Origin of the sequence: Chryseoglobus sp. 28M-23 (assembly GCF_014789785.1) — a bacterium.
Classification (GTDB): domain Bacteria; phylum Actinomycetota; class Actinomycetes; order Actinomycetales; family Microbacteriaceae; genus Microcella; species Microcella indica.
Genome location: NZ_CP061846.1, coordinates 2,264,237 through 2,289,712, shown reverse-complemented (window position 1 = coordinate 2,289,712; position 25,476 = coordinate 2,264,237). Strand labels below are relative to the sequence as shown.

27 protein-coding genes and 4 tRNA genes are annotated in these 25,476 nt (G+C 70.2%); 20 read left to right on the top strand and 11 right to left on the bottom strand.

Translation table 11 applies throughout. The features are described 5' to 3' along the window. Positions 1 to 8 precede the first annotated feature (8 nt). The 3 genes from IE160_RS11095 to IE160_RS11085 are packed head-to-tail and all read left to right on the top strand — an operon-like array spanning position 9 to position 3,304. A complete protein-coding gene (locus tag IE160_RS11095; protein ID WP_224744474.1) occupies positions 9 to 803 on the top strand; it encodes a class I SAM-dependent methyltransferase in 795 nt (264 codons plus the stop codon). 31 nt (positions 804 to 834) lie between these two features. Next, complete coding sequence (locus IE160_RS11090; protein WP_224744473.1) at positions 835 to 1,899, top strand: polyprenyl synthetase family protein; 1,065 nt, start codon at positions 835 to 837, stop codon at positions 1,897 to 1,899. Between the two features lie 55 nt (positions 1,900 to 1,954). Next, positions 1,955 to 3,304: an FAD-dependent oxidoreductase gene (locus tag IE160_RS11085; protein WP_191151113.1), complete on the top strand. Its 1,350-nt coding sequence runs from the start codon at positions 1,955 to 1,957 to the stop codon at positions 3,302 to 3,304. 9 nt (positions 3,305 to 3,313) lie between these two features. On the opposite strand, the gene IE160_RS11080 is transcribed toward IE160_RS11085, so the two are convergent. From IE160_RS11080 to IE160_RS11065, 4 genes are read right to left on the bottom strand one after another with little or no spacing between them, the layout of a single operon-like run. Then, complete coding sequence (locus IE160_RS11080) at positions 3,314 to 3,724, bottom strand: DUF1801 domain-containing protein (RefSeq protein ID WP_191151112.1); 411 nt, start codon at positions 3,722 to 3,724, stop codon at positions 3,314 to 3,316. 32 nt (positions 3,725 to 3,756) lie between these two features. After that, positions 3,757 to 5,244, bottom strand: a complete 1,488-nt coding sequence (cls, locus tag IE160_RS11075) for a cardiolipin synthase (protein WP_191151111.1) — start codon at positions 5,242 to 5,244, stop codon at positions 3,757 to 3,759. Between the two features lie 9 nt (positions 5,245 to 5,253). Beyond that, positions 5,254 to 6,471 carry an MFS transporter gene (locus tag IE160_RS11070; protein ID WP_191151110.1) on the bottom strand — a complete coding sequence of 406 codons (1,218 nt, stop codon included), beginning with the start codon at positions 6,469 to 6,471 and terminating at the stop codon, positions 5,254 to 5,256. 6 nt (positions 6,472 to 6,477) lie between these two features. Further along, the gene (locus IE160_RS11065; RefSeq protein ID WP_191151109.1) at positions 6,478 to 6,966 is read right to left on the bottom strand and encodes a YajQ family cyclic di-GMP-binding protein; all 489 of its coding nucleotides are present in this window, start codon (positions 6,964 to 6,966) and stop codon (positions 6,478 to 6,480) included. Positions 6,967 to 6,972: 6 nt separating this feature from the next. On the opposite strand from IE160_RS11065, the gene IE160_RS11060 reads away from it, so the two are divergent. The 4 genes from IE160_RS11060 (at position 6,973) to IE160_RS11045 (ending at position 10,323) form a co-directional block, all read left to right on the top strand. After that, positions 6,973 to 7,821 carry a lytic transglycosylase domain-containing protein gene (locus tag IE160_RS11060; protein ID WP_224744472.1) on the top strand — a complete coding sequence of 283 codons (849 nt, stop codon included), beginning with the start codon at positions 6,973 to 6,975 and terminating at the stop codon, positions 7,819 to 7,821. A gap of 91 nt (positions 7,822 to 7,912) precedes the next feature. Beyond that, positions 7,913 to 7,994, top strand: a tRNA-Tyr gene (locus tag IE160_RS11055). Positions 7,995 to 7,997: 3 nt separating this feature from the next. Next, a complete protein-coding gene (locus tag IE160_RS11050; RefSeq protein ID WP_191151108.1) occupies positions 7,998 to 8,816 on the top strand; it encodes an inositol monophosphatase family protein in 819 nt (272 codons plus the stop codon). A 181-nt stretch (positions 8,817 to 8,997) separates the two neighbouring features. After that, on the top strand, positions 8,998 to 10,323 hold the full coding sequence (locus IE160_RS11045; protein WP_152583623.1) for a M23 family metallopeptidase: 1,326 nt from the start codon (positions 8,998 to 9,000) through the stop codon (positions 10,321 to 10,323). A gap of 28 nt (positions 10,324 to 10,351) precedes the next feature. On the opposite strand, the gene IE160_RS11040 is transcribed toward IE160_RS11045, so the two are convergent. Next, the gene (locus IE160_RS11040) at positions 10,352 to 12,064 is read right to left on the bottom strand and encodes a glycoside hydrolase family 13 protein (protein WP_179872615.1); all 1,713 of its coding nucleotides are present in this window, start codon (positions 12,062 to 12,064) and stop codon (positions 10,352 to 10,354) included. 138 nt (positions 12,065 to 12,202) lie between these two features. Here IE160_RS11040 and IE160_RS11035 point away from each other — a divergent pair. Further along, positions 12,203 to 12,274, top strand: a tRNA-Thr gene (locus IE160_RS11035). Between the two features lie 35 nt (positions 12,275 to 12,309). After that, a tRNA-Met gene (locus IE160_RS11030) sits at positions 12,310 to 12,386 on the top strand. A gap of 180 nt (positions 12,387 to 12,566) precedes the next feature. Here IE160_RS11030 and IE160_RS11025 read toward each other — a convergent pair. After that, complete coding sequence (locus IE160_RS11025) at positions 12,567 to 13,145, bottom strand: hypothetical protein (protein ID WP_179872614.1); 579 nt, start codon at positions 13,143 to 13,145, stop codon at positions 12,567 to 12,569. Between the two features lie 393 nt (positions 13,146 to 13,538). On the opposite strand from IE160_RS11025, the gene IE160_RS11020 reads away from it, so the two are divergent. The 4 genes from IE160_RS11020 to IE160_RS11005 are packed head-to-tail and all read left to right on the top strand — an operon-like array spanning position 13,539 to position 16,476. Then, on the top strand, positions 13,539 to 14,453 hold the full coding sequence (locus IE160_RS11020; protein ID WP_152583620.1) for an aminoglycoside phosphotransferase family protein: 915 nt from the start codon (positions 13,539 to 13,541) through the stop codon (positions 14,451 to 14,453). 40 nt (positions 14,454 to 14,493) lie between these two features. Next, positions 14,494 to 14,943 (top strand): FAS1-like dehydratase domain-containing protein, encoded by a 450-nt coding sequence (locus IE160_RS11015; protein ID WP_191151107.1) that lies wholly within the window; start codon positions 14,494 to 14,496, stop codon positions 14,941 to 14,943. Then, entirely contained in the window at positions 14,940 to 15,359 is a 420-nt protein-coding gene (locus IE160_RS11010; protein WP_224744471.1) for a MaoC/PaaZ C-terminal domain-containing protein, read from the top strand. The genes IE160_RS11015 and IE160_RS11010 overlap by 4 nt, the downstream gene beginning before the upstream one ends. A 13-nt stretch (positions 15,360 to 15,372) precedes the next feature. Beyond that, complete coding sequence (locus tag IE160_RS11005) at positions 15,373 to 16,476, top strand: UDP-N-acetylmuramate dehydrogenase (protein WP_191151106.1); 1,104 nt, start codon at positions 15,373 to 15,375, stop codon at positions 16,474 to 16,476. 170 nt (positions 16,477 to 16,646) lie between these two features. Here IE160_RS11005 and IE160_RS11000 read toward each other — a convergent pair whose 3' ends face one another. The 4 genes from IE160_RS11000 to IE160_RS10985 are packed head-to-tail and all read right to left on the bottom strand — an operon-like array spanning position 16,647 to position 20,091. Next, positions 16,647 to 17,264, bottom strand: a complete 618-nt coding sequence (locus tag IE160_RS11000) for a response regulator (RefSeq protein ID WP_191151105.1) — start codon at positions 17,262 to 17,264, stop codon at positions 16,647 to 16,649. Beyond that, positions 17,261 to 18,409, bottom strand: coding sequence for a sensor histidine kinase (locus IE160_RS10995; protein WP_191151104.1), 1,149 nt, complete (start codon positions 18,407 to 18,409; stop codon positions 17,261 to 17,263). Before IE160_RS10995 ends, IE160_RS11000 begins: the two co-directional genes overlap by 4 nt. Then, complete coding sequence (locus tag IE160_RS10990; RefSeq protein WP_191151103.1) at positions 18,410 to 19,219, bottom strand: ABC transporter permease; 810 nt, start codon at positions 19,217 to 19,219, stop codon at positions 18,410 to 18,412. After that, positions 19,216 to 20,091, bottom strand: coding sequence for an ABC transporter ATP-binding protein (locus IE160_RS10985; protein WP_191151102.1), 876 nt, complete (start codon positions 20,089 to 20,091; stop codon positions 19,216 to 19,218). Before IE160_RS10985 ends, IE160_RS10990 begins: the two co-directional genes overlap by 4 nt. Positions 20,092 to 20,260: 169 nt before the next feature. Here IE160_RS10985 and IE160_RS10980 point away from each other — a divergent pair, with 169 nt between their 5' ends. Then, positions 20,261 to 20,596, top strand: a complete 336-nt coding sequence (locus IE160_RS10980) for a histone-like nucleoid-structuring protein Lsr2 (protein WP_191151101.1) — start codon at positions 20,261 to 20,263, stop codon at positions 20,594 to 20,596. A gap of 15 nt (positions 20,597 to 20,611) precedes the next feature. Here the strand turns inward: IE160_RS10980 and IE160_RS10975 are convergent, their stop codons facing one another. Continuing rightward, the gene (locus tag IE160_RS10975; protein ID WP_191151100.1) at positions 20,612 to 21,817 is read right to left on the bottom strand and encodes a pyridoxal phosphate-dependent aminotransferase; all 1,206 of its coding nucleotides are present in this window, start codon (positions 21,815 to 21,817) and stop codon (positions 20,612 to 20,614) included. Between the two features lie 162 nt (positions 21,818 to 21,979). Between IE160_RS10975 and IE160_RS10970 the strand changes: the two genes are divergently transcribed. The 6 genes from IE160_RS10970 (at position 21,980) to IE160_RS10945 (ending at position 25,466) form a co-directional block, all read left to right on the top strand. Beyond that, positions 21,980 to 22,052 (top strand) — tRNA-Trp (locus IE160_RS10970). A 111-nt stretch (positions 22,053 to 22,163) separates the two neighbouring features. Then, positions 22,164 to 22,451: a preprotein translocase subunit SecE gene (gene secE, locus IE160_RS10965; protein WP_152583611.1), complete on the top strand. Its 288-nt coding sequence runs from the start codon at positions 22,164 to 22,166 to the stop codon at positions 22,449 to 22,451. Positions 22,452 to 22,514: 63 nt separating this feature from the next. Continuing rightward, the gene (nusG, locus tag IE160_RS10960; protein ID WP_191151099.1) at positions 22,515 to 23,492 is read left to right on the top strand and encodes a transcription termination/antitermination protein NusG; all 978 of its coding nucleotides are present in this window, start codon (positions 22,515 to 22,517) and stop codon (positions 23,490 to 23,492) included. A gap of 120 nt (positions 23,493 to 23,612) precedes the next feature. Then, positions 23,613 to 24,044: a 50S ribosomal protein L11 gene (gene rplK, locus IE160_RS10955; RefSeq protein WP_152583609.1), complete on the top strand. Its 432-nt coding sequence runs from the start codon at positions 23,613 to 23,615 to the stop codon at positions 24,042 to 24,044. A gap of 78 nt (positions 24,045 to 24,122) precedes the next feature. After that, entirely contained in the window at positions 24,123 to 24,812 is a 690-nt protein-coding gene (gene rplA / locus IE160_RS10950) for a 50S ribosomal protein L1 (protein WP_179872604.1), read from the top strand. A gap of 123 nt (positions 24,813 to 24,935) precedes the next feature. Then, positions 24,936 to 25,466, top strand: a complete 531-nt coding sequence (locus IE160_RS10945) for a GNAT family N-acetyltransferase (RefSeq protein ID WP_179872603.1) — start codon at positions 24,936 to 24,938, stop codon at positions 25,464 to 25,466. Positions 25,467 to 25,476 lie beyond the last annotated feature (10 nt).

Genomic DNA, 25,476 nt, shown 5'->3' with positions numbered 1-25,476 from the left:
CTCGGTGTGTGACGAGGGCAGACCTGACGAAGACGCCGCGCGAGGTCGCGGCGATGTTCGACGGCGTGGCGCGCCGATACGACCGCACGAATGCCGTGCTGTCGGTCGGCAACGCGGGCCTGTGGCGCGCGGCGACGGGCCGGGCGGTCGCCCCCCAGCCGGGGGAGCGCATCCTCGACATCGCGGCGGGCACGGGCACGAGCGCTGCGGCTCTCTCCAAGTCGGGTGCGAAGGTCATCGCCCTCGACTTCTCGCAGGGCATGGTCGAGGAGGGCCGACGACGTCACCCGGGCCTCGAGTTCGTGCAGGGCGATGCCGAGAAGCTGCCGTTCGGTGATGACGAGTTCGATGCGGTGACGATCAGCTTCGGCCTGCGCAACGTGCAGCGCCCGCAGGTGGCGCTCGCCGAGATGTACCGCGTGCTCAAGCCGGGCGGGCGTCTCGTGATCTGCGAGTTCTCGCGGCCCCCCGTCGGGGTCGTGCGCGCCGGGTACTTCGCCTACCTGCGCTACGTCATGCCTCTCGTGGCGGGTGCGGCAAGCTCGAACCCCGAGGCGTACCGCTATCTTTTCGACTCGATCAAGGACTGGCCAGACCAGACCCGGTTGAGCCAGTGGTTGCGCGGTGCGGGATTCACGCGAGTCGCGTACCGTAACCTCACGACGGGCGTCGTCGCCCTGCATCGTGGCCGCAAGCCGGCCAATGCGGCGATCCGCGCGTCCGTCGCTCAGCGCCGAGCGCGCTCGACCGAGTCGAGCACCTCGACCGATGCGGCCGCGTCCTCGTCCTTCACGGCGCTGTAGCCTCCTTCCTCTCGACAGATCGGCAGATCCGGTGACCCACGGCACTCCCCTCGCCCGCCGCAGCAAGACGCTCAGCGCGTCGCTCGGCCTCGGCGAGAAGCTCTTCGCCTCAAGCGAGGAGCGGCGCTTCGCCGACGCGATCGAGGAGGGCCTCGCGGAGGTCGAGGCGGGCCTGCTGCGCGAGGTGAGCTTCGCCGATGACATGGCGGATGTCGCCTCCCGCTACCTGCTCGAGGCGGGCGGCAAGCGCATCCGCCCCGTGCTGACGCTCCTCACCGCCCAGCTGGGCGAGGGCAACAACGCTGCGGTCATCACGGCGGCGCAGGCGATCGAGATCACCCACCTGGCGTCGCTCTACCACGACGACGTCATGGACGAGGCGGAGATGCGCCGCGGGGTTCCGAGCGCGCAGAGCGTGTGGGGCAACTCGGTGGCGATCCTCACGGGCGACCTGCTGTTCGCACGTGCGAGCAAGCTCGTTGCGAGCCTCGGCGAGGGCGCGATCAAGCTGCAGGCCGACACCTTCGAGCGCCTGTGCCTCGGCCAGCTTCACGAGACGGTGGGCCCGCGTCTCGAGGACGACCCGATCGATCACTACCTGCAGGTGCTCGCCGACAAGACCGGGTCGCTCATCTCCGCGGCGGCGCAGATGGGCGTCATCTTCTCGGGAGCACCGGAGGAGTACGCCGAGCCCGTCGTGGTCTTCGGCGAGAAGATCGGTGTCGCCTTCCAGCTCATCGACGACGTCATCGACCTGGCCGAGCCGGAGTCGGAGACGGGCAAGGCGCAGGGCACTGACCTGCGCAGCGGCGTCGCGACCTTGCCTCTGCTCTACTTGCGCCGTGCTGCGCAGAGCGATGCGAGTGCCGCCGACCTGCTGGACCGCATCGAGCGGCACGTCGTCGCTGGTGGCACCGAGGAGGAGCTCGCCGCGGCGATCGCCGAGCTGCGCGCCCACCCCGTGACGGAGGAGACGCTCGACGAGGCGCGCCGCTGGGCGGATGACGCCGTCGCCGCGCTCGAGCCCTTGCCGCCGAGCCCGGTCACGAAGGCCCTCACCAAGTTCGCGGAAGCCGTCGTCGACCGCAGCAAGTAGTCTCGATCATCGTGGCTCCGCCGCCTCCGCCGATCCAGAAAGCGCTCTACTTCACATGACCAAGCTCAGGCTCGCCATCGTGGGCGCCGGCCCCGCCGGCATCTACGCCGCCGACATCCTCCTCAAGCACGAGCGGGCGTTCGAGGTCTCGATCGACCTGTTCGAGCAGCTGCCCGCACCGTACGGGCTCGTGCGCTACGGGGTCGCCCCTGATCACCCGCGCATCAAGGGCATCGTCAATGCGCTGCGCGAGGTGCTGGATTCGGGTGACATCCGCGTCTTCGGCAACGTGCGGTACGGCGCCGACATCACGCTGGACGATCTGAAGAGGCACTACAACGCGGTCATCTTCTCGACGGGCGCGGTGCGGGATGCTCCGCTCGAGCTGCCCGGCATCGACGCGCACGGCAGCTACGGTGCCGCTGACTTCGTCAGCTGGTACGACGGGCATCCTGATGTTCCGCGCGAGTGGCCCCTCGAGGCGCAGTCGGTGGCCGTCATCGGCAACGGCAATGTGGCGCTCGACGTGGCGCGCATGCTCGCGAAGCACCCGGAGGACCTGCTGCCGACGGAGGTGCCCGACAACGTGTACGCGGGCCTGCAGGCATCTCCCGTGACGGATGTGCACGTGTTCGGGCGCCGCGGTCCGATGCAGGTGAAGTTCACGCCCCTGGAGCTGCGCGAGCTCGGCGAGCTGCGCGACGTGGACATGATCGTGCACGACGAGGACTTCGACTACGACCCGGCGTCGCGCGACGCGATCACGTCGAACAAGCAGCTCACGGTCATCGACCGCATCTTCACGCAGTGGCGCAGCCGGGAGACGGGCAGCGCGTCTCGACGCCTGCACCTGCACTTCTACGCGCGCCCGGTCGAGGTGCTGACGACGGATGGTGCGGTGAGCGGCTTCCGGTACGAGCGCACGGAGCCGGACGGCCAGGGTGGCGTGCGAGGCACAGGAGAGTTCCGCGAGGTCGAGGTGCAGGCGCTGTATCGCGCGGTGGGCTACTTCGGGTCGCCGCTCGACGGCATCCCGTTCGACGAGCGTCACGGCGTGATCCCGAACCACGAGGGTCAGGTGCTCGGCGACGACAACAACCAGTTGCCGGGCGTGTACGCGACGGGCTGGATCAAGCGCGGTCCGGTCGGGCTCATCGGTCACACGAAGAGCGACGCGATGGAGACGATCCAGCACCTCGTGAAGGATCAGAGCTCGTGGTGGACTCCCGCCGAGCCTGCTGAGCAGGCGGTGACCGATCTTCTCGACGGTCGCGGTGTGCTGTACACGAACCTCGATGGTTGGCACCGTCTCGATGCCCACGAGGTGGCGCTCGGCGAGAAGCAGGGCCGCGAGCGCATCAAGGTCGTGCCGCGCGACGAGATGATCCGCATCTCCCGAGACTGAGCATCCGCATCAGACGGCGGAGTCGGCGGTCGTCGTCCAGCCCAGGGCGACCAGCTCGCGCAGCACGTCCAGGTCGATGGCCGACAGTCGGGTGACGTAGACGCACGCGACGGAGGCGGTGTGCGGCCCGAGACGGTCGAGCAGCGCGGGCGAGTCGGGGTGCTCGGTGAGCCCGTAGAGGGAGAGCTTGGCCTTGCGGGGAGAGAAGCCCGTGCGCAGCCAGACGCCATCGTGCCCGCTCGCATAGCGATAGGTGTACTCACCGAATCCCACGATCGACGGGCCCCACATGACGGGCTCCGCGCCCGTGGCGGCGCGGTACACCTCCACGAGCTCAGCGCCCTCCGCGCTGCGTCGAGCGTCCAGGGTCGCGAAGAACTCCTCGACGGGCACATCGGTCGGCAGGGTCTTCTGCGTCATGGGGGCACCCTACGCGCCGGTCGGGCGCGTCGCTACTGCACGGTCGCCGTCACACGCGCGAGGTCGTCGAAGATGCGCATGTGGCGAGGCCGGCGCATCCAGTCGTCCAGCGTGAGCTCGCGAGAGTTGTCGCGATAGGACTGCTCGATCGCCCGCAGCTCGCTGATGATGCTCGCCCCGCGCACCATGACCGACACCTCGAGGTTGAGGCTGAACGAGCGCATGTCCATGTTGCTCGAGCCGATGACGGCCACCTGGTCGTCGATCGTGAAGTGCTTCGCGTGCAGCACCGTCGGCGCACGGTAGAGCCAGATGCGCACCCCCGCCCGCAGCAGCTCCTCGTAGTAGGAGCGCTGGGCGTGGAACACGAGCGGCTGATCGCCGATCTCGGAGACGAAGAGCTGCACGTCGAGCCCGCTCTGCGCGGCGGTCGTGATCGCGTACAGCATCGACTCGTCCGGCACGAAGTACGGCGAGCAGATCTGAATCTGCTCCTGCGCCGCGTACAGCAGCGAGTTGAACAGCCGCAGGTTGTTCTCACCCTCGAACGCCGGTCCGCTCGGCACCACCTGAGCGTCCAGAATTCGGGTCGGGTCGGCCTCCACGACCGCCGGCGTCTCGCGCAGCAGCAGCTCATCCGTCTCGCTGTACCAGTCCGTCGCGAAGAGCGCGTCGACACCGGCGACGATCGGCCCCTCGAACCGCACCATGAGCTCCTTCCACTCCAGGCGGCCCGACCAGTGGGGGCCGCGGTGGTAGGTGCGCTCGATGAGGTTTTGCGACCCCGTGAAGGCCACGCGCCCGTCGACGATGAGGAACTTGCGGTGGTTGCGCAGGTCGGGTCGCTGGTACTGGCCCCGCCACGGGCGCACGGGGAGCATCCGGTGCCACAGGGCGCCGATCGCGTCGAGGCGACGCAGCATGCTGCGGTACCCGCGCACGCGCAACGAGGCCACATGGTCGAACAGCACGCGCACCGTGACGCCGCGATCGACAGCGCGCCCGAGGGCGGCGAAGAACGGCTCGGTCTCCTCATCGACCGACATGATGTAGAACTCCACGTGCACCGACCGGGTTGCCGCGTCGATCTCCTCCGTCATCGACCGCAGCGACTCCGTGTAGTCGGCGATGAGCTCGGCAGAGTTGCCGCCCACGAGAGGCATCGAACCCAGGTTGCGGTTGAGCTGCGCGATCGGCATGAGCCACGGCGGCCAGGGCTCGTTCGTCGACACCTGGTCCATACCGACCGTCGTGTCGAGAATGTACTGGTTGATCTCCACCTGCTTCTCTCGGCGGCGCTTGGGCAGCCGCCGAGACCCGAGCGTGAGGAAGAGCAGGAAGCCGACGATCGGCAGGATGTAGATGAGCAGCAGCCAGGCGAGCGCGCTCTGCGGTCGACGATTGCGGGGCACGATCACGAGCGAGACGAGCGCGATCGTCACGATCGTGAGCAGCAGCAGCCCGGCGACGATCGCGACGATCACGGCTCCGGCGCCGCTCCCCGTGCCCTCGTCCACCATGCGCGCAGTCTACTGAGCGGCATCGGTCGCGGCCGGGGACTCCCGTGCGGCGATCGCCGCCGCGAGAGTGGCCGAGCCCGCGAGCGCCACGACGAGCGCCACCACCGCGGGCCAGTCGCCGACCACGAACAGCACGCCGCCGAGCCAGCCGGCGGCGCTCGACCCGGCGTAATAGCTGAGCGTGTAGATGCTCGCGGCCTGGGCCCGCCCCACCCTCGCGCGCGCTCCGATCCACCCGGAGGCCACGGCGTGGCCGGCGAAGAACCCGGCGGTGAGGGCGACGAGACCCACGATGACGACCGCGAGCACGGGCGCCAGGGTGAGCAGTGCGCCCACGAGCACGAGCGCGCCGGAGGCGAGAAGCACGCCTCGTCGGCCGACCCGGTCCACGAGGGCGCCCGCCATGCGCGAGGAGAGCGTGCCGGCGAGGTAGGCGGTGAAGAGCAGTGACGCGACCGCGGGCGGCAGCCCGAACGGCGCCTCCTCGAGGTGGAAGCCCAGGTAGTTGTACATCGTGACGAGCGCTCCCATGAGGAGCGCGCCCTGCAGCCACAGCGCCACGACGACGCGATCTCGTGAGAGCGTGCGCACGACCGAGACAATGTGACGCGCGCCCCGCACCGTGCCCGGCTGAAAGCCGCGAGCCCGCGGGGCGAGAAGAAGGAACACGACCGCCGCGACCGCGGCGACGGCTGCCGCGGCGGCGAGCCCTCCGCGCCAGTCGCTCAGCTCGGCGACCGGCGCCGCCACGAGCCGCCCCGTGAGGCCGCCGACGCTCGTTCCCGCCACGTAGGTCGCGGCGGCGACCGCCGCATGCCGCCGGTCGACCTCCTCGCTCAGGTAGGTGAGCGCGACAGCGGGGAGACCGCCGAGGGCGACACCCTCGACCATGCGCACTCCGACGAGCAGCTCGATGCTCGGCGCGAGCGGGGCGAGCAGCCCGAGGGCGCTCGCGCTGACGAGCGCGATGCGCATCGCGGCGAGGCGACCGATGCGATCGGCGACCCACGACCACGGCAGCACGGCGAGGGCGAGCCCCGCCGTCGTGCCCGACACGGTGAGTGCGGCGGTCGCGGGGCCGACCTCGAGGTCGCGCGCGATCTGCGGCAGCACGCCCTGCGCCGACCACAGTTGCGTGAAGGTCGCGATGCCCGCGATGAAGAGCGCGGCGAGCAGTCGCCCGTACTCCCGGCTGCCACGCGGGTGACCGCCGAAGTCACTCGTCACGACATGTCAGCGCATGTTGACGAACTGCAGCGCCACGTCGAGGTCTTTGCCCTTGAGCAGCGCGATGACCGACTGCAGGTCATCGCGGCTCTTCGACTGCACGCGCAGCTCGTCGCCCTGAATCTGGCTCTTGACGCTCTTGGGCCCCTCGTCGCGGATGATCTTGGCGATCTTCTTCGCGTCCTCGCTCGAGATGCCGTTCTTGAGCCCCACCTCGATGCGGAACTCCTTGCCGCTCGCGTAGGGCTCACCCTCGTCGAGGCTGCGGATACCGATACCGCGCCTGATCATCTTCGCCTCGAGCACTTCGAGCACGGCCTTTACGCGCTCCTCGGCACTCGCCTTGAGCCGCAGCTTCTCGCCGCTCCACTCGATCGACGCGCCCACGCCCTTGAAGTCGTAGCGCTGCGCGATCTCCTTCTGCGCCTGGTTGACGGCGTTCTCCGCCTCCATCTTGTCGACCTTGCTCACGATGTCGAATGAGGAATCAGCCATGCGCCCATGCTAGCCGCCACCCCGCGCCGCCGGTCGGCCTCGCGTCAGGTGCGCATGGTGGAATGGCGCATGCCCTCGCGCCGCGCCCTCGCCACCCTGATCGGCGGGCTGCTCGCGGGCGGTGTCGTGCTCGCGCTTCTCATCGCCCTCGTGCTCGCTCCGCGTGACGGCGGCGGGGATGCGGCCCCACCCGCCCCCACCGAGGCCGCGCCCGCACCGCGCTGGGCAGCGCCGGCCGAGGTGCCGCCCGGGGCCTCCGAGCCCACGCGCCCCGGGGTCGCGGGCCTCCCCGACCCCGAGTGGCTCGCCGCCGTCGCCACCGAGACGGGCATCCCCCCGCGGGCGCTCGCCGCCTACGCCGGCGCCGCGATCGCGAAGCGCGGCGATCGACCCGACTGCGACCTCGGCTGGAACACGCTCGCCGGCATCGGCTGGGTCGAGTCGCGGCACGGCAGCTATGGCGGAGCATCCATCGCCGATGACGGCACCGTGAGCCCGCCCATCATCGGCATCGCGCTCGACGGGTCGACGACCGCGCTCATCCCCGACACCGACGACGGCGCCATCGACGGCGACGCGGAGTTCGACCGCGCCGTCGGCCCGATGCAGTTCATCCCGGGCAGCTGGGCCAACTGGTACGTCGACGCGAGCGGCGACGGCGTCGCCGACCCGCACAACATCGACGACGCGTCGCTCGCCGCCGCCAACTACCTGTGCCGCGCGACGCCGACCCTCGGCGACGAGGAGTCGTGGCGCGCGGGCATCGCCGCCTACAACTCGGCGAGCAGCTACCTCGACGCCGTCGCGACGCGCTCGGCCTTCTACGCGCAGGCCGCCGCGGATGCGGTGCCGTGAGACCGCACCGCGATGGTCACGCGAGGCTCGTACCTCTTGTATCCTTGACTCGCGCTTCCGCTCGGTGACCACATCGGTCGGGCGCGCACCCGGCGAGTTACCCTAGCGGCCAAAGGGATCTGACTGTAAATCAGACGGCTCAGCCTTCGGGGGTTCGAATCCCTCACTCGCCACCCATGACTGATACCTCGCTCCTCGCCATCGCCCGCGGCATCGCCGTGGAGGCTGCCGAGCGGGTCGCCGAGGCGCGCCGCGGCATCGTCGAGGTCGCCGACGTGAAGTCCTCCTCGGTGGATGTCGTGACGCAGGTCGACCGCGACACCGAGTCGTTCATCCGCAGCCGACTTCTCGAGCTGCGGCCCGACGACGCGTTCCTCGGCGAGGAGTCGGGGGGCGGAGGCGGCACGAGCGGCCTCACCTGGGTCGTCGACCCGATCGACGGCACCGTCAACTTCCTCTACGGCATCCCGCACTACGCGGTGAGCATCGCCGTCGTCGAGGGCGAGCCCGACCCGCAGACCTGGACGGCCCTCGCTGGTGCGGTCATCAACCCGGCGACGGGCGAGCTGTTCACCGGTTCCGCCGGTGGGGGAGCGTTCCTCGGCGAGCAGCCGCTGCGCGTCGCCCAGCCCGACTCCCTCGAGCGCACTCTGCTCGCGACGGGCTTCGCCTACGACGCAGCTGTTCGCGCCGAGCAGGGCGCGGTCGTCGCCCGCCTGCTCTCGCGCGTGCGCGATATCCGCCGCATGGGCACCGCCTCGCTCGACCTGTGCGCCGTCGCGGCGGGTCGCGTCGACGGCTACTTCGAGCGCACCCTCAACCCGTGGGATCACGCGGCGGGCGCGCTCATCGCCGAGGAGGCTGGCGCGCGCGTCAGTGGCCTCGGGGTGCCGCGTCCCAGCACGGCGTTCCTGCTCGCGGCCCACCCTGAGTTGGCGGCCCTGCTCGAGCCGCTTCTCGTGGAGGTCGCGGCGGGCGGAGGGGCGCCGTCGTGAGGCCCGCCCGCGGCGCCTGCGAAGTTGATTCACGGACTGGTCGAATCGGCGTCGACCGGTTAGTCTTTACCAATCCGTGATAATCGCGGAGGTTGACCCTGTCTCTTTCCCGAGAAGGTCCACTACCCACGTTCGAGTTCCAGAACCCGACTAGAGATGTGATCAAGGCCTACCGATACCCGTGACAGACGAGCTGCAGCCGCGGAACAGCGCCCCCGAGACGGACGCCACCGCCCTCCCCGGAACCCTGCAATCCCTCGGCTTCACATTTGGTGAGGAATCCCCGGCAACTCAGCCCGTCGAGGTTCCGCTCGAGGCCGTCTCCACGACGCCCGCGCCCCTCAGCCGTCGTGCCTTGCGCGAGGCGGAGAAGTCGAGTTCGCGCCGCCGCGGTCGTGCCGGTGGGCGCAAGGACCGTCGCGCGAAGGCCGATGCACGCGCGACTCCTGCGGTTGCCTCGCCCGCCGCGCCTCCCGCTCCGATCGACCCCGCCGATGTGGCGACCGCACCGCTCGACGCGGTCGACGACACGGCGGCCGAGGCTTCCGCGCTGCAGGCCAGCCCGGCCTCGAGCGCGGCGGCCTCGGTCGCGACGGCACCGACCGCGTCAGCACCGAGCGCACCCGAGCCGTCCGCCGTGGTCGGCCCCGTGCATCCCGCCTCATCGCGCGGTCGCCGCAGCGTGGCGACGCGCACCCCGGCCAGCCGCCCGCCCGCCACCGCGTCAGCGCCCGCCCGCACCCGCCTCGGCAAGCGGGTCGCCCAGAAGACCTTCCCGCCCGTCGTCATGGCGGCGGCCGCTGCGCTTCTCATCGGCACCTCCGTGCACCCCAGCGCCCTCTTCGATCCGGATGCTCAGCCGGCGTCGGCCGCCTACGCCGCCATCCCGACCAACGAGCTCGAGTCGACCGAGGCCGCCGCCGCCGAGCCGGCGCCGGAGATGGTCGAGGACCAGGTGCTCGAGATCGCCCCGACCGAGAGCGTTGCCGCCCCGGTCGCGAGTCGCGACGACTGGTCGGTGACCTCGTACGCCGAGATGCTGCGGCTCAAGTACGGTACTCGCAACTTCTCGTATTCGACCAACGGCACGGGTGCTGTGCGGTGGCCGTTCCCGAATCCGGTGCCCATCAGCTCGGGCTTCGGCGACCGCGTTGCCCCTTGCTTCGGCTGCTCGTCCTACCACCGCGGCCTCGACATGCTTGGCGGAGGGGGCAATCCCATCTACGCGATCGCCGACGGCGTCGTCACCGGCGTCGGCGAGTACACGTCGTACGGCTACCGAGTCGAGATCTCGCACACGATCAACGGGCAGAGGGTCACAAGCCTGTATGCCCACATGGAGTGGGACAGCTCGCCACTCAAGGTCGGGCAGGAGATCCCGGTGGGGACTCTCGTCGGCACGGTTGGCAATTCGGGGCTCTCCACGGGGCCGCACCTGCACCTCGAGATCGCCATCGACGGCATCGAGATCGACCCCTTCGCCTGGCTCACGACGAACGCGAGCTAGGACGAACGCCCGGTAGTCGGGCGTAGCCTCAGGCGGCCACCCACACGGTCGTGTCACTCGGTACGGCGCCGGCCTCGAGCGGGTCGCTCGCGAGGATGACCTCGCCGGCCGGCAGCTCGACGGGAGCATCGCCGAGGTTCGCGATGACCGTGACGCCGCCGTTGCGGAAGGCGAGCACGTCGTCGGCGTACCCCTCGAGCCAGGTCAGCGTGCCGAGGCCGAAGCCGTGCTCGGCGCGCAGCGCGAGCGCGAGACGGTAGAGCTCGAGCGTCGAGCCCTCGACGCCGGCCTGCGCGGCGTGCGCGAACCGCGCGAACGTCTCCGGCTGCGGCAGCCAGCTCTCGCCGGTCGTGTTGAAGCCGAAGGCGGGAGCGTCGGGCTCCCACGGGATCGGCACGCGGCAGCCGTCGCGCCCGTACACTTCCCCGCCGGTGCGGTGGAACGACGGGTCCTGACGGTACTCGTCGTCGAGCTCGATGACCTCCGGCAGGCCGAGCTCTTCGCCCTGGTAGAGGTAGGCGCTGCCCGGCAGTGCGAGCATGAGCGCCGTGGCTGCGCGGGCGCGGTGCAGCCCGAGAGCGGCATCCGGCTTGTCAGAGGATGCCGGGCCGATGCCGGCGCCGGGGCCCGCCGCATGCGGGGCCAGGCCGAGGCGGCTCGCGTGGCGCACGACGTCGTGGTTGGAGAGCACCCACGTGCTCGGCGCGCCCACGCCCGTGAAGGCCTCGAGCGACTCGGTGATGACGTCGCGCAGGCGCGGCGCGAGCCACGGGGTCGCGAGGTAGGAGAAGTTGAAGGCCTGGTGCATCTCGTCGGGGCGCACCCACAGGGCGGCCTTCGCGAGCGGCTCGACCCAGGCCTCGGCGCACAGCACGCGGTCGCCCTCGTACTCGGCGAGCACGGCGTGCCAGTCGCGGTAGACGGCGTGCACGGTGTCCTGCCCCCAGTAGGGAACCTCGAGGGAGCCCATAAGGCCCTCGGCGAGCTCGCTGTCTTCCTCGGCGGCCTCCTCGATGTCGGGCAGGCCTTCGGCCTTCATGAGACCGTGGGCGACGTCGACGCGGAAGCCGTCTGCGCCACGGTCGAGCCAGAAGCGCAGGATCTGCCGAAACTGCTCCCACACCCACGGGTTCGTCCAGTCGAAGTCTGGCTGCGTGCTGTCGAACAGGTGCAGGTACCAGTCGCCGGGGGTGCCGTCAGCGTTGGTCGTGCGCGTCCACGCGGGGCCGCCGAACATCGAGTGCCAGTTGTTGGGGGGCAGCTCGCCGTTCTCACCCGTGCCGGGGCGGAAGATGAAGCGATCGCGCTCGGGTGAGCCGGGGCCGGCCGCCATGGCCTCCTGGAACCACTCGTGCTCGCTCGAGCAGTGGTTGGGCACGAGGTCGACGATGACGCGCAGGCCCAGCTCGTGCGCGCGGTCGCGCAGTGCGTCGAAGTCGTCGAGGGTGCCGAAGATGGGGTCGACGTCGCAGTAGTCGGAGACGTCGTAGCCGGCGTCCTTCTGCGGCGAGCGGAAGAAGGGGGAGAGCCAGACGGCGTCGACGCCGAGGTTCGCGAGCGACTCGAGCCGCTGCGTGATGCCGGCGAGGTCGCCGATGCCGTCGCCCGACGCGTCGGCGAACGACCGCGGGTAGATCTGGTAGATGACGGCGGAGCGCCACCACTCGGAGCCCGGGGCAGAAGCCAGCTCGCGGGGGTGCCCGGAGGGCAGGGTGGCAGTCGCGGTGTTCTCGTGAGGCATGACGACCACGATACGGCCACCGCGCCCCATGTGGAAACGGTTCCATCCTCGCTTCTCGCGCCACACGCGTGCGATCGGGCCGGGAGCGTAGTGCTAATCTGTTGCGGTGCCGTTTCGCCCTCCGGGCTCTACGGTCGCGCCCCGATAGCTCAGTGGTAGAGCACTTCCATGGTAAGGAAGGGGTCGTCAGTTCAATCCTGACTCGGGGCCCTGGCCCTCTCGCACACAATGCGGGAGGCCTACCCGGCGGGGTAGCTCAGGTGGTTAGAGCACACGGCTCATAATCGTGGTGTCGCGGGTTCGAGTCCCGCCCTCGCTACCAATGCGAAGAGCCCCGCCTCGGCGGGGCTCTTCGCATTGGTATCCAGGGTGTCGCCGAGAACCTTCCTGGGCCCCCACCGCGCAGTCCGCGGCGCCGCGCAGCGGCGTCGAGGCGGCACGGTAGGGATCGAGTCCCGCCCTCGCTACTCAGTACCCTGCGCCTCGCAGTAACCTGCGCCCGTCAGTACCCCTCGGGCAGATCTTTGAGCTGCTGCAGGGCGAGCTGCTCGCGCAGGTCCTCCTTGACGGCGTCCATGCTCGCGCGCCGCTCCTCCTCGGTCTGCTCGGCGCCGACGGGGATGAGCCGCGCCTGGGTGAGCTCGGCGAGGGTCTCCTCGCGCGCGACCGCGAGCAGGGCGTGCGTCTGGGCGGGGTCCTCCTCGATCTCGCGCAGGCGGTCGACCACGCCGCGCAGGATGCGGGCGCGCGTGCGCTGATGCTCGGCGTCCTGCCGCGCATTGGCGGCGGCGCGGCGGGAGAGCCCGAAAGCGCGGCGCGGCGCGGCGCTGGCCGCTTCGAGCCGCTCTGCGGTCTGCGTCAGCTCGGCCATGAGCGTCTCGATCTCCCGCCGCGCGAGCTCGATCATGACCTCGTCCCGCCACGGCTCCTCGTCGCGCAGCGTCAGCATGATGATGCGGTTCTTGATGGCCAGGCGCAATGCCGAGCGGGCCACGAGCACGCCCTCCTCGACGGGGCTCGCCGGCAGGTGCGGTCGCCCCGCACCCCGAGGGGACGGGCGGGAGGCATCGGGCGACGGCATGGTGTCCTTGCGTGAGGAGAGCGGTGCTCTCAGAGTACGGCGCTGGGCTGTCTGCGGCGCTGTGCGCGCATCTTGTCGCGACACGCCGAGACCACAACATCTAGGGGAATGACAACCGTGTCATTCCCTGTATATAGTGAGAGCCCTAGCCGCCGGGGGCGGAGAATTCATACCAAGAGGAGGTCCGCAATGGACAACGACAACGACACCGTGGGCGGCTACGACGTTCCCGTCGACCCCATGGACATGCTGCAGTGCGACAGCTGCCAGTAGGCATCGCACCCACGAGCTGATACACGGTTCTGCCGAGGCCCCGGTCCACCACGAGGTGACCGGGGTTTCGTGCTATCAGGAGACCGCGCGTAGCGCACCGTCGAGTACAGGAGGCCGGTCGTGAGCATCACCGTCGATGCCCTGACGCCCGAACTGGGGCGCTCCTCGACGCGCCTCGCCTCCGACGCCGAAGTGCTCGATCGCGTGCATCGCACCCTCGGCCCCGTCGACGTCGTCGCCGAGCACGACGGCGCTCACAAGGTCTCGCGCGTTCTGCAGGTCGTCACGCGCGGCGAGGAGCGCGCGGTCGTCAAATGGCATCGGGATGCTCTGCCGCACCGCCGCGAAGACACCGCCCTGCACCACCACACTCCCGCGCTGAGCGGCGACGCGCCGCGCCTCGTGCTGAGCGACCCGGCCCTGCGCCTCGTGGTCGTCTCGCACGTGCTCGGCGAGCAGGCCGCAGGCACGGAGCTCGAGCACGACGAGGCCGTGCACGCTCGCGCCGGCGAGCTGCTGCGCCGCCTGCACGACTCCGCCCCACCCGTGCGCCACGACCGCTTCGGCCCGATCATCGCCGCCGACTTCGAACGCTGGAGCACCCTCGCCGACGACCTGTGGGGCGAGCGGGGCGCCGAGGAGCGTCACGCCGCCCGGCAGCACGTCGCCGCGGCCCTCGACCTGGGCGCGCTCGACCACGTGCCCGCGCACCGTCAGCTGCATCCCCGCCACTGGGTCGTCGACCCGGGCGGCCGCGTGCGCTTCGTCGACTTCGCCGCCTTCGAGTTCGAACCGTGGTCGGCCGACCTGCTGTGGCTCGAGTACGGAGCGTGGCGCGACGCGCCCGCCCTGCGCGCGGCCTTCCTGCACGGTTACGGGCGCGTGCCGAGCGAACGGGACGAGCTCGTGCTCGGCGCCGTCGCGGCCGTGCGCGGGCTCGAGCTGCTCGTGCGCGGTGAGCGGCGCGGCCACGCGGCCGAGAGGATGCTCGGGCGGAGCATCCTCGACCGGCTCCTCGGCACCGCCCTCTTCTGAACCCGCTCGCCGGTCTGAGCCCGCCGCCTAGACTGGGCGGGTGCCCGTGAACCCTGATCTGACCGAGCGCGAGTTCGCTGCGACGCCTCCCTACCTTGTGGGGCGCGAGAAGGTGCGCGAGTTCGCGCGCGCCACTCTCGCGACCTCGCCCCTGCATCACGACCCGGCCGCAGCGCAGGCCGCCGGCTACGCGGACGTCGTCGCCCCGCCGACCTTTCCCATCGTCATCGCCGAGGCGACCCTGCAGCAGCTGCTCGCCGAGCCGGATGCCGGCATCGACTTCAGCCGCGTCGTGCACGGCGACCAGCGCTTCACCTACTCGCGCCCCATCGTCGCCGGCGACGAGCTCACCGCGACCCTGCGCGTGACGAGCATCAAGACGCTCGGCGGCAACAGCATGGTCGCGAGCGAGAGCACCATGGTCGACGCCGAGGGCGCGCACGTCGTCACGAGCGTGTCGACGCTCGTCGTGAGAGGAGACGACTCGTGAGCCTCGCCGACACGCTGAACCTCGAGGTCGGCCAGGTCGTCGCCGAGCAGACCTTCGCCCTCAGCCGCGACACCCTCGTGCGCTACGCGGGGGCGAGCGGCGACTTCAACCCCATCCACTACCGCGACGACGTCGCCGCGCAGGTGGGCCTGCCGGGCGTGCTCGCGCACGGCATGCTCACGATGGGCGTCGCCGTGCAGCCCGTCGTCGACTGGCTCGACGGCCGCGGCTGGGTGAGCGACTACCAGGTGCGCTTCACGCGCCCCGTCGTCGTCGACCCGGCCACCGGCGCCGAGGTGACGATCACGGCGACCGTCAGCGTGATCGACGACGCCGGCGCGCGCATCGATCTCACCGCCGTCTACGAGGGGCAGACCGTGCTCGGCAAGGCGCAGGTGCGCATCAGCGCGCACTAGCTCCTCGACCCTCATGAAGCTCAGCGACCTGACGACCCTGCGCATCGGCGGCGAGGCCGAGCGCTTCGTCGACGCGACCGAGACCGACGAGCTCGTCGAGACAGTGGTCGAGGCCGATCGCGTGGGCGAGCCGTGGCTCGTGCTCGGCGGCGGCTCGAACGTGCTCATCGGCGATGACGGCGTCGAGGGCGTCGTCGTGCGGGTCGCGACGCGCGGCATCGAGCGAATGCCGGATGCGCCCGGCTCGGCGCGCCCCATCCGATTGCGCGTGCAGGCCGGGGAGCCGTGGGAGGCGCTCGTCGAGCACACCGTGCGCCAGGGCTGGTCAGGCGTGGAGGCCCTGTCGGGCATCCCAGGCTCCTGCGGAGCCGCCCCCATCCAGAACATCGGCGCCTACGGGCAGGAGCTCGCCGAGAGCCTCGTCGCCGTCGAGGTGCTCGACCTCGACTCGGGGGAGCGCACGACGTGGCCCGCGCCCCTGCTCGAGCTCGGCTACCGCACGAGCAGCATCAAGCGGGGGCGTCGCGCGGTCGTGCTGAGCATCGACCTCGCCCTCGGCGCCGACGAGGATGCTCGCAGCCGACCCGTGCGCTACGCCCAGCTCGCCGACGCCCTCGGCGTCGAGATCGGCGAGACCGCGCCGCTGGTCGGTGTGCGCGCCGCGGTGCTCGCGCTGCGGGCCGCGAAGGGCATGGTGCTCGACCCCGACGACCCCGACTCGGTGAGCGCCGGATCGTTCTTCACCAACCCCATCGTGAGCGAGGCTTTCGCGCGCACTCTGCCGGGAGAGGCACCGCGCTGGGCGCAGCAGCCGGAGGCGCCGACGCGCGCGGTGCCCCTCGGCGCCGAGCCCGCGCCGCCGCCGCCCGTCGTCGAGGGCACCGTCAAGCTCAGCGCCGCCTGGCTCATCGAGCACTCCGGCATCGGCCGCGGCTTCGCGCTGCCCGGCTCCGGCGCCGCGGTGTCGAAGAAGCACACGCTCGCGCTCACGAACGCGAGTGGCACGGCGACCGCGCGCGAGGTCGCTCAGCTCGCCGGGTACATCCAGACGCGCGTCATGAGCGAGTTCGGGGTCGTGTTGCACCCCGAGCCGGTCTTCCTCGGCGTCGAGCTCTAGTCCCGGCCTACCCCACCCACTCGAGGCTGTCACCTCCACAATTCAGGAGTGAGGGCCGCCGCATGGCCCGCACGGGGGCGCCGTCGGCGTGTCACCAGGCACCCGCTGCAGAAACTCCTGAATTGTGGAGACGCCGCGCGGCGATCACGCCGTGGCCGCTGCGCTTTCGGCTAGAGGAGCCCGCGCTCCATCGCGAGGGTGACCGCGCGCGTGCGGTCGTTCACCCCGAGCTTCTCGAAGGTGCGCAGCAGGTGCGTCTTCACGGTCGCCTCGCCGAGGAAGAGGCGCTCGCCGATCTGGCGGTTGCTGAGCCCCTCGGCGACGAGCCGCAGCACCTCGGTCTCGCGCGGCGTGAGCGCTGCGGGCGCCGGCTCGCGCATGCGCGTCACGAGTTGCGCGGCGATCGACGGCGAGAGCGCGACCTCGCCCGCGGCGACCGACCGCACGCCCGCGACGAGCTCTTCCGCGGGGGCGGCCTTGAGCAGGTATCCGCTCGCTCCGGCCTCGATCGCGGCGAGGATGCTCGCATCCGACTCGTAGGTCGTGAGCACGAGCACGCGTACCTCGGGGGCCTGCTCGCGGATGCGCGCCGTCGCCTGGTCGCCCGTGAGCCCGGGCATCCGTACGTCCATGACGACGAGATCGGGGCGCAGCGCGAGGGCGCGACCCACGGCGTCCTCACCGTCGACCGCCTCGCCGACCACCTCGATGCCGTCCTCGCCCTCGAGGAGCGAGACGATGCCGGCGCGAACGACGGCGTGGTCGTCGGCCACGAGCACGCGGATCACAGCGCGAGCTCCTGCACGCGCACCTCGGCGGTGAGCCGCGTGCCCTCACCGGGGGCGCTCGTGACGGTGAGCGAGCCGCCCACGATGGCGAGGCGATCGCGCATGCCGGGCAGCCCGAACCCGTCTGGTGCGTCGGCCGGGTCGAAGCCGATGCCGTCGTCGGTCACGGTGACGCGCACGGCGCCGTCACCGGCGACGAGGCCCACCTCGATGCGGGATGCTCGAGCATGCTTGCGCGCATTCGCGAGCGCCTCCTGCGCACAGCGCAGCACGACCACCTCGAGGTCGCGCGGCAGCACGAGCCTCTCCGGCCCCTGCACGGTGACGGTGATGCCCGTCTCGCGCTGGAATCGCTCGGCGATGCGGCGCAGCGCACTGAGCACGTCGACCCGGGTCTCGCCCGTTTCGACGCTCGCCCCGGCGGCGACCAGTGCGCGCGTCTCGGCGAGCACGCCCCGCGCGTTCTCCTCGATGAGCGCGAGCGTCTCCACCGCGCCCGCGCCCTCCCGCCGGGCGCGCTGGGCGAGCATGACGAGCCCCGTGAGGTCTTGCGCGATCGTGTCGTGCAGCTCGCGGGCGAGGTGCTCGCGCTCGGCTGCGGCTCCGGCGTCGCGGTGCAGGGCGGCGATCTGCTCCTGCGCGCCCTGCAGCTCGGCGAGCAGCCGGCCCCGCTCCTCGCCGAGGGTCATGATGCGGGCGATCCAGAAGCCCATGGCCATGCTGAACGCGAGGGATAGGACCACCGTGATCGCAATCTGCCGCAGATCGTCTGGCGCGGTGCCGAGACTGACGAGGTAGCCCAGGGCGACGGCGAGAGCAAGCAGAAGGTTCGCAACGACACCACGACGGAACGTCGGCATGAACATCCAGGCGATCGGGTAAGCGAGAACCTGCATGAAGGCGAGAGTGGGGGTCACGGCGACACCCAGGCCGACCGTGACAATGGTCACGGCGACGAGCGGAAGGGATCCGCGAGGGTCGTCGGCCCGCCGAAGACCGAACACGAACCACCCGGTGACGAGGAGCCCGACCACCGCGAGCGCCAGCGCGAATCGCCACGGCGGCAACTCGCCGAGCACGAGCAGTATCGCGAGGAGCACGGCCGTCGCGATGACGGCCGTGCTCCATCCCCGTGCTGCGGTCATCTAGCTATCCTTGCGGATCCAGCGGAACGACAGGCGGGCCAGTACGATGCCGACGACGAGCCAGAGCCCGAGGACGAGCGCGACACCGGGAAGATCCCACGACTTGTTCTGCTCGAGCACGACGAGCTCGTCGGGCAGGAAGACGCTCCGCATGCCCTGCGCCATCCACTTGAGCGGGAACACGCTCGCGACGTTCTGCAGCCACTCCGGCAGGTTGCTGAACGCGAGGTACACGCCCGAGATGAACTGCAGAACCAGCGCGATGGGGATCACGACCGCTGCGGCACTCTTGCCGCTGCGGGGCACGGCGCTCAAGGCGATGCCGAGAATGGCCGAGGTCATCACGCCGAGCACGAACACCCACGCGAAGATGCCCCACTTCTCGGGCTCGTCGGGCAGCGGCACGCCGAAGACCGTGAAGCCGAGCGCCAGGAGCACGCCCGCTTGCAGGAGGCCCGTCACGAAGGACTGCCCGAGCTTGCCGATGAAGTAGCTCACGACGGGCAGAGGAGAGCCGGCGAGGCGCTTGAGCGTGCCGTCGCTCTTCTCGATGGCGATGTCGATCGCGAGGTTCTGCACGCCGCTCAGCAGCAGACCGGCCGCGAGCATCGCGGGCAGGTAGAACCATGCTGACGTGACCTCGGTGCCGTCGGCGGTCTGCCCGAAGCTCGCCTCGCTGAACGAGACCGCGAAGATCGTGAGGAGAACGACGGGGAAGAGGAACGTGAAGAAGACCGAGTCTCCCTGGCGGAAGTAGGCGCGGGTCTCGTAGGCGATGCGTCGCCCACCCAAACGGATCGTGCGGATCATGAGGCCACCTCCTGGCGCTCGGCGGCCTCGTGGCCGATGAGGTCGAGATAGACGTCTTCGAGGCTCGGGCGGATCACCTCGAGCGCCTCGGGTTCCGGCCCGAGCCGGTCGAGCAGGGCGGCGACGAGTGCGCCCGGTGCGTCGGTGCGCTGCTCACGCTGCTCACCAGACTCGCGCCAGCGCACGATCGGAATGCGAGCATCCGCACCGCCCAGCTCGCCGATCGGGGCGAGGTCGACCATGCGACCACCCGCGATGACTCCTGCGCGGTCGCCCAGCTGGGCGGCCTCGTCGAGGTAGTGGGTCGTGAGGAGGATCGTCGTGCCCTCGCTCTGCAGGGTGCGGATGAGGCCCCAGAAGCTGCGGCGCGCCTCGGGGTCGAAACCCGTCGTCGGCTCGTCCAAGAACAGCAGCTCGGGGCGGCCGATGATGCCGACCGCCACGTCGACGCGGCGACGCTGGCCCCCCGAGAGCTTGCGGATGAGCGTGCTGCGCTTCTCCTCCAGCCCGACGGCGGCGATCACCTCGTCGACATCCCGCGGGTTCGGGTAGAACGAGGCGAAGTGCCGCAGCTGCTCGACGACCGTGACGTTGCCGCTCTCGCCGGAGGACTGCAGCACGATGCCGAGCCGCGCCTTCCAGTCGAGGCCGCCGCGACCGGGGTCGACGCCGAGCACGCGGGCCTCGCCCGAGGTGCGGGCGCGGTAGCCCTCGAGGATCTCGATCGTCGTCGACTTTCCTGCGCCGTTCGGGCCGAGCAGGGCGAATGTCTCGCCCCGGTGAATATCGAAGTCAATACCGTCGACGGCGGCGAAATGGCCGTAATTCTTGCGCAATTCGCGCACCTCGACGACGTTCTCGTGTGTGGTCATGCGACTACTCTGCGCCTCGCAGCCCGGTCGCGACAACGGCCGTCAGGCCTAATCTGCCGTCCACCGACTGGTGGACCTTGGAACGGAAATGCGCACGAGTGGGATAATCCGTACACTGCGGTGCGCATACTCAGCGCACCAGCGCCATTGTTTATCGAGGGGGAATTCCATGAAGCGCATTACCACCGAACTCGTCGACGATATCGACGGCACGGTGATCGAGCCCGGCACGGGCGGCACGGTCTCGTTCGCACTCGACGGCACGAACTACGAGATCGACCTCGGTGACGACAACCAGGCGGCGCTGCGGGATGCTCTCGCGCCGTTCATCGCGAACGCGCGCTCGACGGGCCGCCGCGGAGGTGCCGCCCCGCGCAAGCGTTCGAGCGGCTCGAGCGACACGGCCGCCGTGCGCGAGTGGGCGCAGCGCAACGGTTTCACGGTGGGCGACCGCGGGCGCATCCCCGCCGAGATCCGCGAGGCGTACGCCGCCGCGCAGCGCTGACGCCGCGCCTGTCGACTACGCCGCGAAGAAGCGCTGCAGGCGCTGGATGCCTTCGAGCAGGTCAGCGTCGCCGAGCGCGTAGCTGAACCGCAGGTACCCGCTCGGGCCGAATGCCTCGCCGGGCACCGCCGCGACCTCGGCCTTCTCGAGGATCAGCTCGGCGAGCTCGAGCGAGGTCGTCGGCGTCACCCCGTGCCACTCGCGGCCGAGCAGCCCCGTGACGTCGGGGTAGACGTAGAAGGCTCCCGTGGGGGTGGGGGTGAGCATCCCGTCGATCGCATTGAGCTCGGCGACGGCGAGGCGCCGGCGGCGGTCGAAGGCCTCGCGCATCGTGGCGACGGCGTCCTGCGGGCCGGTGAGGGCGGCGAGGGCCGCGCGCTGCGAGACGTTCGCGACGTTGCTCGACAGGTGCGACTGCAGGTTCGAGGCCGCCGCGATGACGTCCTTCGGGCCGATCATCCACCCCACGCGCCAGCCGGTCATCGCGTAGGTCTTGGCGACGCCGTTGACGAGGATGCACTGCTCGGCCAGCTCGGGAACAGCCTCGACGATCGACATCGCGCGCGCGCCGTCGTAGGTGAGGGACTGGTAGATCTCGTCGGTGATCACCCAGATGCCGTGCTGCAGGGCCCACTCGCCGATGGCCCGCGTCTGCTCGGGGCTGTAGACCGATCCGGTCGGGTTGGAGGGGCTCACGAAGAGCAGCACCTTCGTGCGCGGCGTGCGCGCTGCCTCAAGCTGCTCGACCGTGACGAGGTAGTCCTGGTCGCTGCCGGCGAAGACCTCCACGGGGGTGCCGCCGGCGAGGGCGACGACCTCCGGGTAGGTGGTCCAGTAGGGGGCGGGCAGCAGCACCTCGTCGCCGTCGTCGACGATCGTCTGGAAGGCCTGGTAGACGGCCTGCTTGCCGCCGTTGGTGACGATGACCTGGCTCGCCGGCACCTCGAGGCCCGAGTCGCGCAGCGTCTTGACGGCGATCGCCTCCCGCAGCTCGGGCAGCCCGGCCGCCGGCGTATATCGGTGGTTCTTCGGGTCGCGCGCCGCCTCGACGGCCGCCTCGACGATGTGGTCGGGCGTCGCGAAGTCGGGCTCGCCCGCGGCGAAGCTGATGACGGGGCGGCCAGCGGCCTTGAGGGCCTTGGCCTCCGCGTCCACCTTGAGGGTGGCCGATTCGCTGATGGCGGCGATGCGGTGGGCGATGCGTCGAGAGTCGCTGGTCACGCCCGCAGTCTACCGACGTCGCGCAGACCGGCTTCGGGATGCTCGGCTCGCGCGCAGCGCATCCCGTCAGGTTGGCGGCCTCGCCCGCGTCGCCTACACTGGGGCACGGTGGTTGATCTCTGCCATGCTTTGGCATGCCCGCGGGTCAGCGCCGCACCGCAGAGGGCGGTGGCTCAATTGGTAGAGCAGCGGTCTCCAAAACCGCAGGTTGCAGGTTCGAGTCCTGTCCGCCCTGCACAGTCGCCGAGCTCGGCGCATCCGTTCGCGACGTGGGACGAGATGCGCCGAGTGTGGCGGTGAGCACCACCCCCAGTTCAGTACCCGAGCGACGAAGGTAGAGCATCACGTGAGCAATGTGATCGACGAGCCCGGCGGCGAGGATGTCGTCGCCAAGGCGAAGCGGGAGCGCGCCGAGAAGCGCGGACCGTTCGGTCGTTTCGCGCTGTTCATCCGTCAGGTGCTCAACGAGCTCAGCAAGGTCGTCACGCCGACGCGCCGCGAGCTCATCACCTACACGCTCGTCGTGCTCGTCTTCGTGATCATCATGATGGCGATCGTGTCGGGCCTCGACATCGTGTTCGGGTCTCTCGTGAACTTCCTGTTCGGTACGGGAAACCTGGGCGCCGGCGGCTGAGTCCGCCTCCACGAGCACGTCCGACAGCCGTGCACGTTCGACAGCACAAGGAAAGAAGAAGCAGTGTCTGAGAAATTGCCGCGCGACATCGATCTCGCGACCGCCGCCGAGCAGTCCTCTGAGGAGGACGAGGCGCAGGAGGGCAACGTGCTCGACTCTCAGCAGCACTCCTCCGACCCGGCTGAGCACAACGCGATGCACGTCGTCGACGACGAGAACCGCGAGCCCGACCTCGACGGCCTGCTCGACGCCCTCGACATGGCGGCCGACCCGGAGGCGGACGCCGTCGTCGAGGACGCCCTCGACATCGACTCCGCCCAGGAGGCGGACGCCGCGGCCGAGGCGACCCACGACGAGTCCGACGAGGACGAGGACGCCGCTGCTGCCGCCGACGAGGCCGACGCCGAGGCTGAGGAGGCCGAGGTCGACCCCTACGAGGAGTTCAAGCTCGAGCTGCGCATGAAGCCGGGCAAGTGGTATGTCGTGCACTCGTACGCCGGCTTCGAGAAGCGGGTCAAGCAGAACATCGAGAACCGCAAGATCTCGATGAACATGGAGGAGAGCATCTACGAGGTGCAGGTCCCCATGGAGGACGTCGTCGAGATCAAGAACGGGCAGCGCAAGCTCGTCAACCGCGTGCGCATCCCCAGCTACGTGCTCGTGCGCATGGACCTCAACGAGGACAGCTGGTCGGTCGTGCGTCACACGCCCGGCGTGACCGGGTTCGTCGGCAACGCCCACAACCCCACCCCGTTGCGCTTCGACGAGGCGTTCCAGATGCTCAAGTCGACCGTGCAGGTCGTCGAGGCGCCCGCCAAGACCGGCGGCGCGAAGGGCGGCGGCGTCGCGGCACGCGTCATCCCCGCCGAGATCGACTTCGAGGTCGGCGAGACCATCACGATCAAGGAGGGCTCGTTCGCGGGCCTTCCCGGCACGATCAACGAGATCAAGCCCGAGAGCGGCAAGCTCACGGTGCTCGTCTCGCTCTTCGAGCGCGAGACCCCGGTCGAGCTGTCGTTCGACCAGGTCACCAAGCTCTGACCCTGTACCCCGAGTCGAGCGGCACGCTCTAGACTCATCAGTTGACCGCGGCGCGCACAGGGCGCGCAGGCGGGAGCGCGGCACTCTCACCGGGTGCCGCACGACACGAAGGAAGAAAATATGGCACCGAAGAAGAAGGTCTCGGGTCTGATCAAGCTGCAGATCCAGGCCGGCGCCGCCAACCCCGCCCCGCCCATCGGGCCGGCGCTGGGTCAGCACGGCGTCAACATCATGGAGTTCTGCAAGGCCTACAACGCGGCCACCGAGTCGCAGCGCGGCAACGTCATCCCGGTGGAGATCACCGTGTACGAGGACCGTTCGTTCACGTTCATCCTCAAGACCCCGCCGGCCGCAGAGCTCATCAAGAAGGCCGCCGGCGTGCAGAAGGGTTCAGGAACCCCGCACACGGTCAAGGTCGCCTCGATCACGCGCGAGCAGGTTCGCGCGATCGCCGAGCAGAAGCAGTCCGACCTCAACGCCAACGACCTCGACGCGGCGGAGAAGATCATCGCCGGCACCGCGCGCAGCATGGGCATCACGGTCGACAAGTAAGCGACCTCACACACCTTCATTCAGCGGGAGAGCCTGCCAGGCTCGTCAACCGCGTTCTTCCCCACTAGGAGACACAACATGGCACAGAAGTCCAAGGCCTACCGGGCCGCGGCCGAGAAGATCGAGCCGGGCAAGTTCTACACCCCTGACGAGGCCGTCGCGGTCGCCCGCGAGACGGGCTCCAAGAAGATGGACTCGACCGTCGAGGTCGCGCTCAAGCTCGGCGTCGACCCGCGCAAGGCCGACCAGATGGTGCGCGGCACCGTCAACCTGCCGCACGGCACGGGCAAGACCGCCCGCGTCATCGTGTTCGCGACCGGCCCCGCGGCCGAGGCCGCGATCGCGGCGGGAGCCGACGAGGTCGGCGGCGCTGAGCTCATCGAGAAGGTCGCCGGCGGCTACACCTCGTTCGACTCCGCGGTCTCGACCCCGGAGCTCATGGGCCAGGTCGGTCGACTCGGCAAGGTGCTGGGCCCGCGCGGCCTCATGCCCAACCCGAAGACCGGCACCGTGACGCCCGACCCCGCGAAGGCCGTGACCGACATCAAGGGCGGCAAGATCGAGTTCCGCGTCGACAAGCACGCGAACGTGCACTTCATCGTCGGCAAGACCGGCTTCACGCAGGAGCAGCTCTCGGAGAACATCCACGCCGCGCTCGACGAGGTCGTGCGGCTCAAGCCGTCGAGCTCGAAGGGCCGCTACGTGCAGAAGGCCACCGTCTCGACGACCTTCGGCCCGGGCATCCCGCTCGACGTCAACGTCTTCTAGGCGCGTCGTCTTCTCGGCGCACCGCGCACCGCATCACCACGATGGCCCCGCTTCGGCGGGGCCATCGTGGTCTGCGCACGGGGCCAGCACGGGATGCTCGTGGCCGGGCGGCAGAATAGGGGCATGACTGCGCGCATCCGGCCCGCGAGCGCGACGGAGGCCTCGGCTCTGCACGAGCTCGCCGCCCTCACGTTCCCGCTCGCCTGCCCGCCCTCGACGACCGAGGCCTCGAAGGCGGCGTTCATCGCCGAGCACTTGAGCGCGGCGGCGTTCGACCGCTACCTGGCCGATCCCGCACGCGAGGTGGTCGTCGCCGACGATGCCGGGCAGCTTGTCGGCTATGCGATGCTCGTGCACGGCGAACCGGCCGACCCTGATGTCGCGCAGGCGGTGCGCTCGCGGCCGACGGCCGAGCTCAGCAAGCTCTACGTGCACCCCCTGCACCACGGGGGTGGGGTCGCGTCGGCGCTCGTCGCCGCGGTCGTCGATGCCGCGTCGCGGCACCATGCCGCGAGCGTGTGGCTCGGGGTCAACCAGCACAACGCCCGCGCGAACCGCTTCTACGCCAAGAGCGGGTTCGAGACGGTGGGCAGCAAGAGGTTCCTCGTCGGCGACACCTATGAGGACGACTGGGTGCGCGAGCGGGCGCTCTGACCGGCGCCTC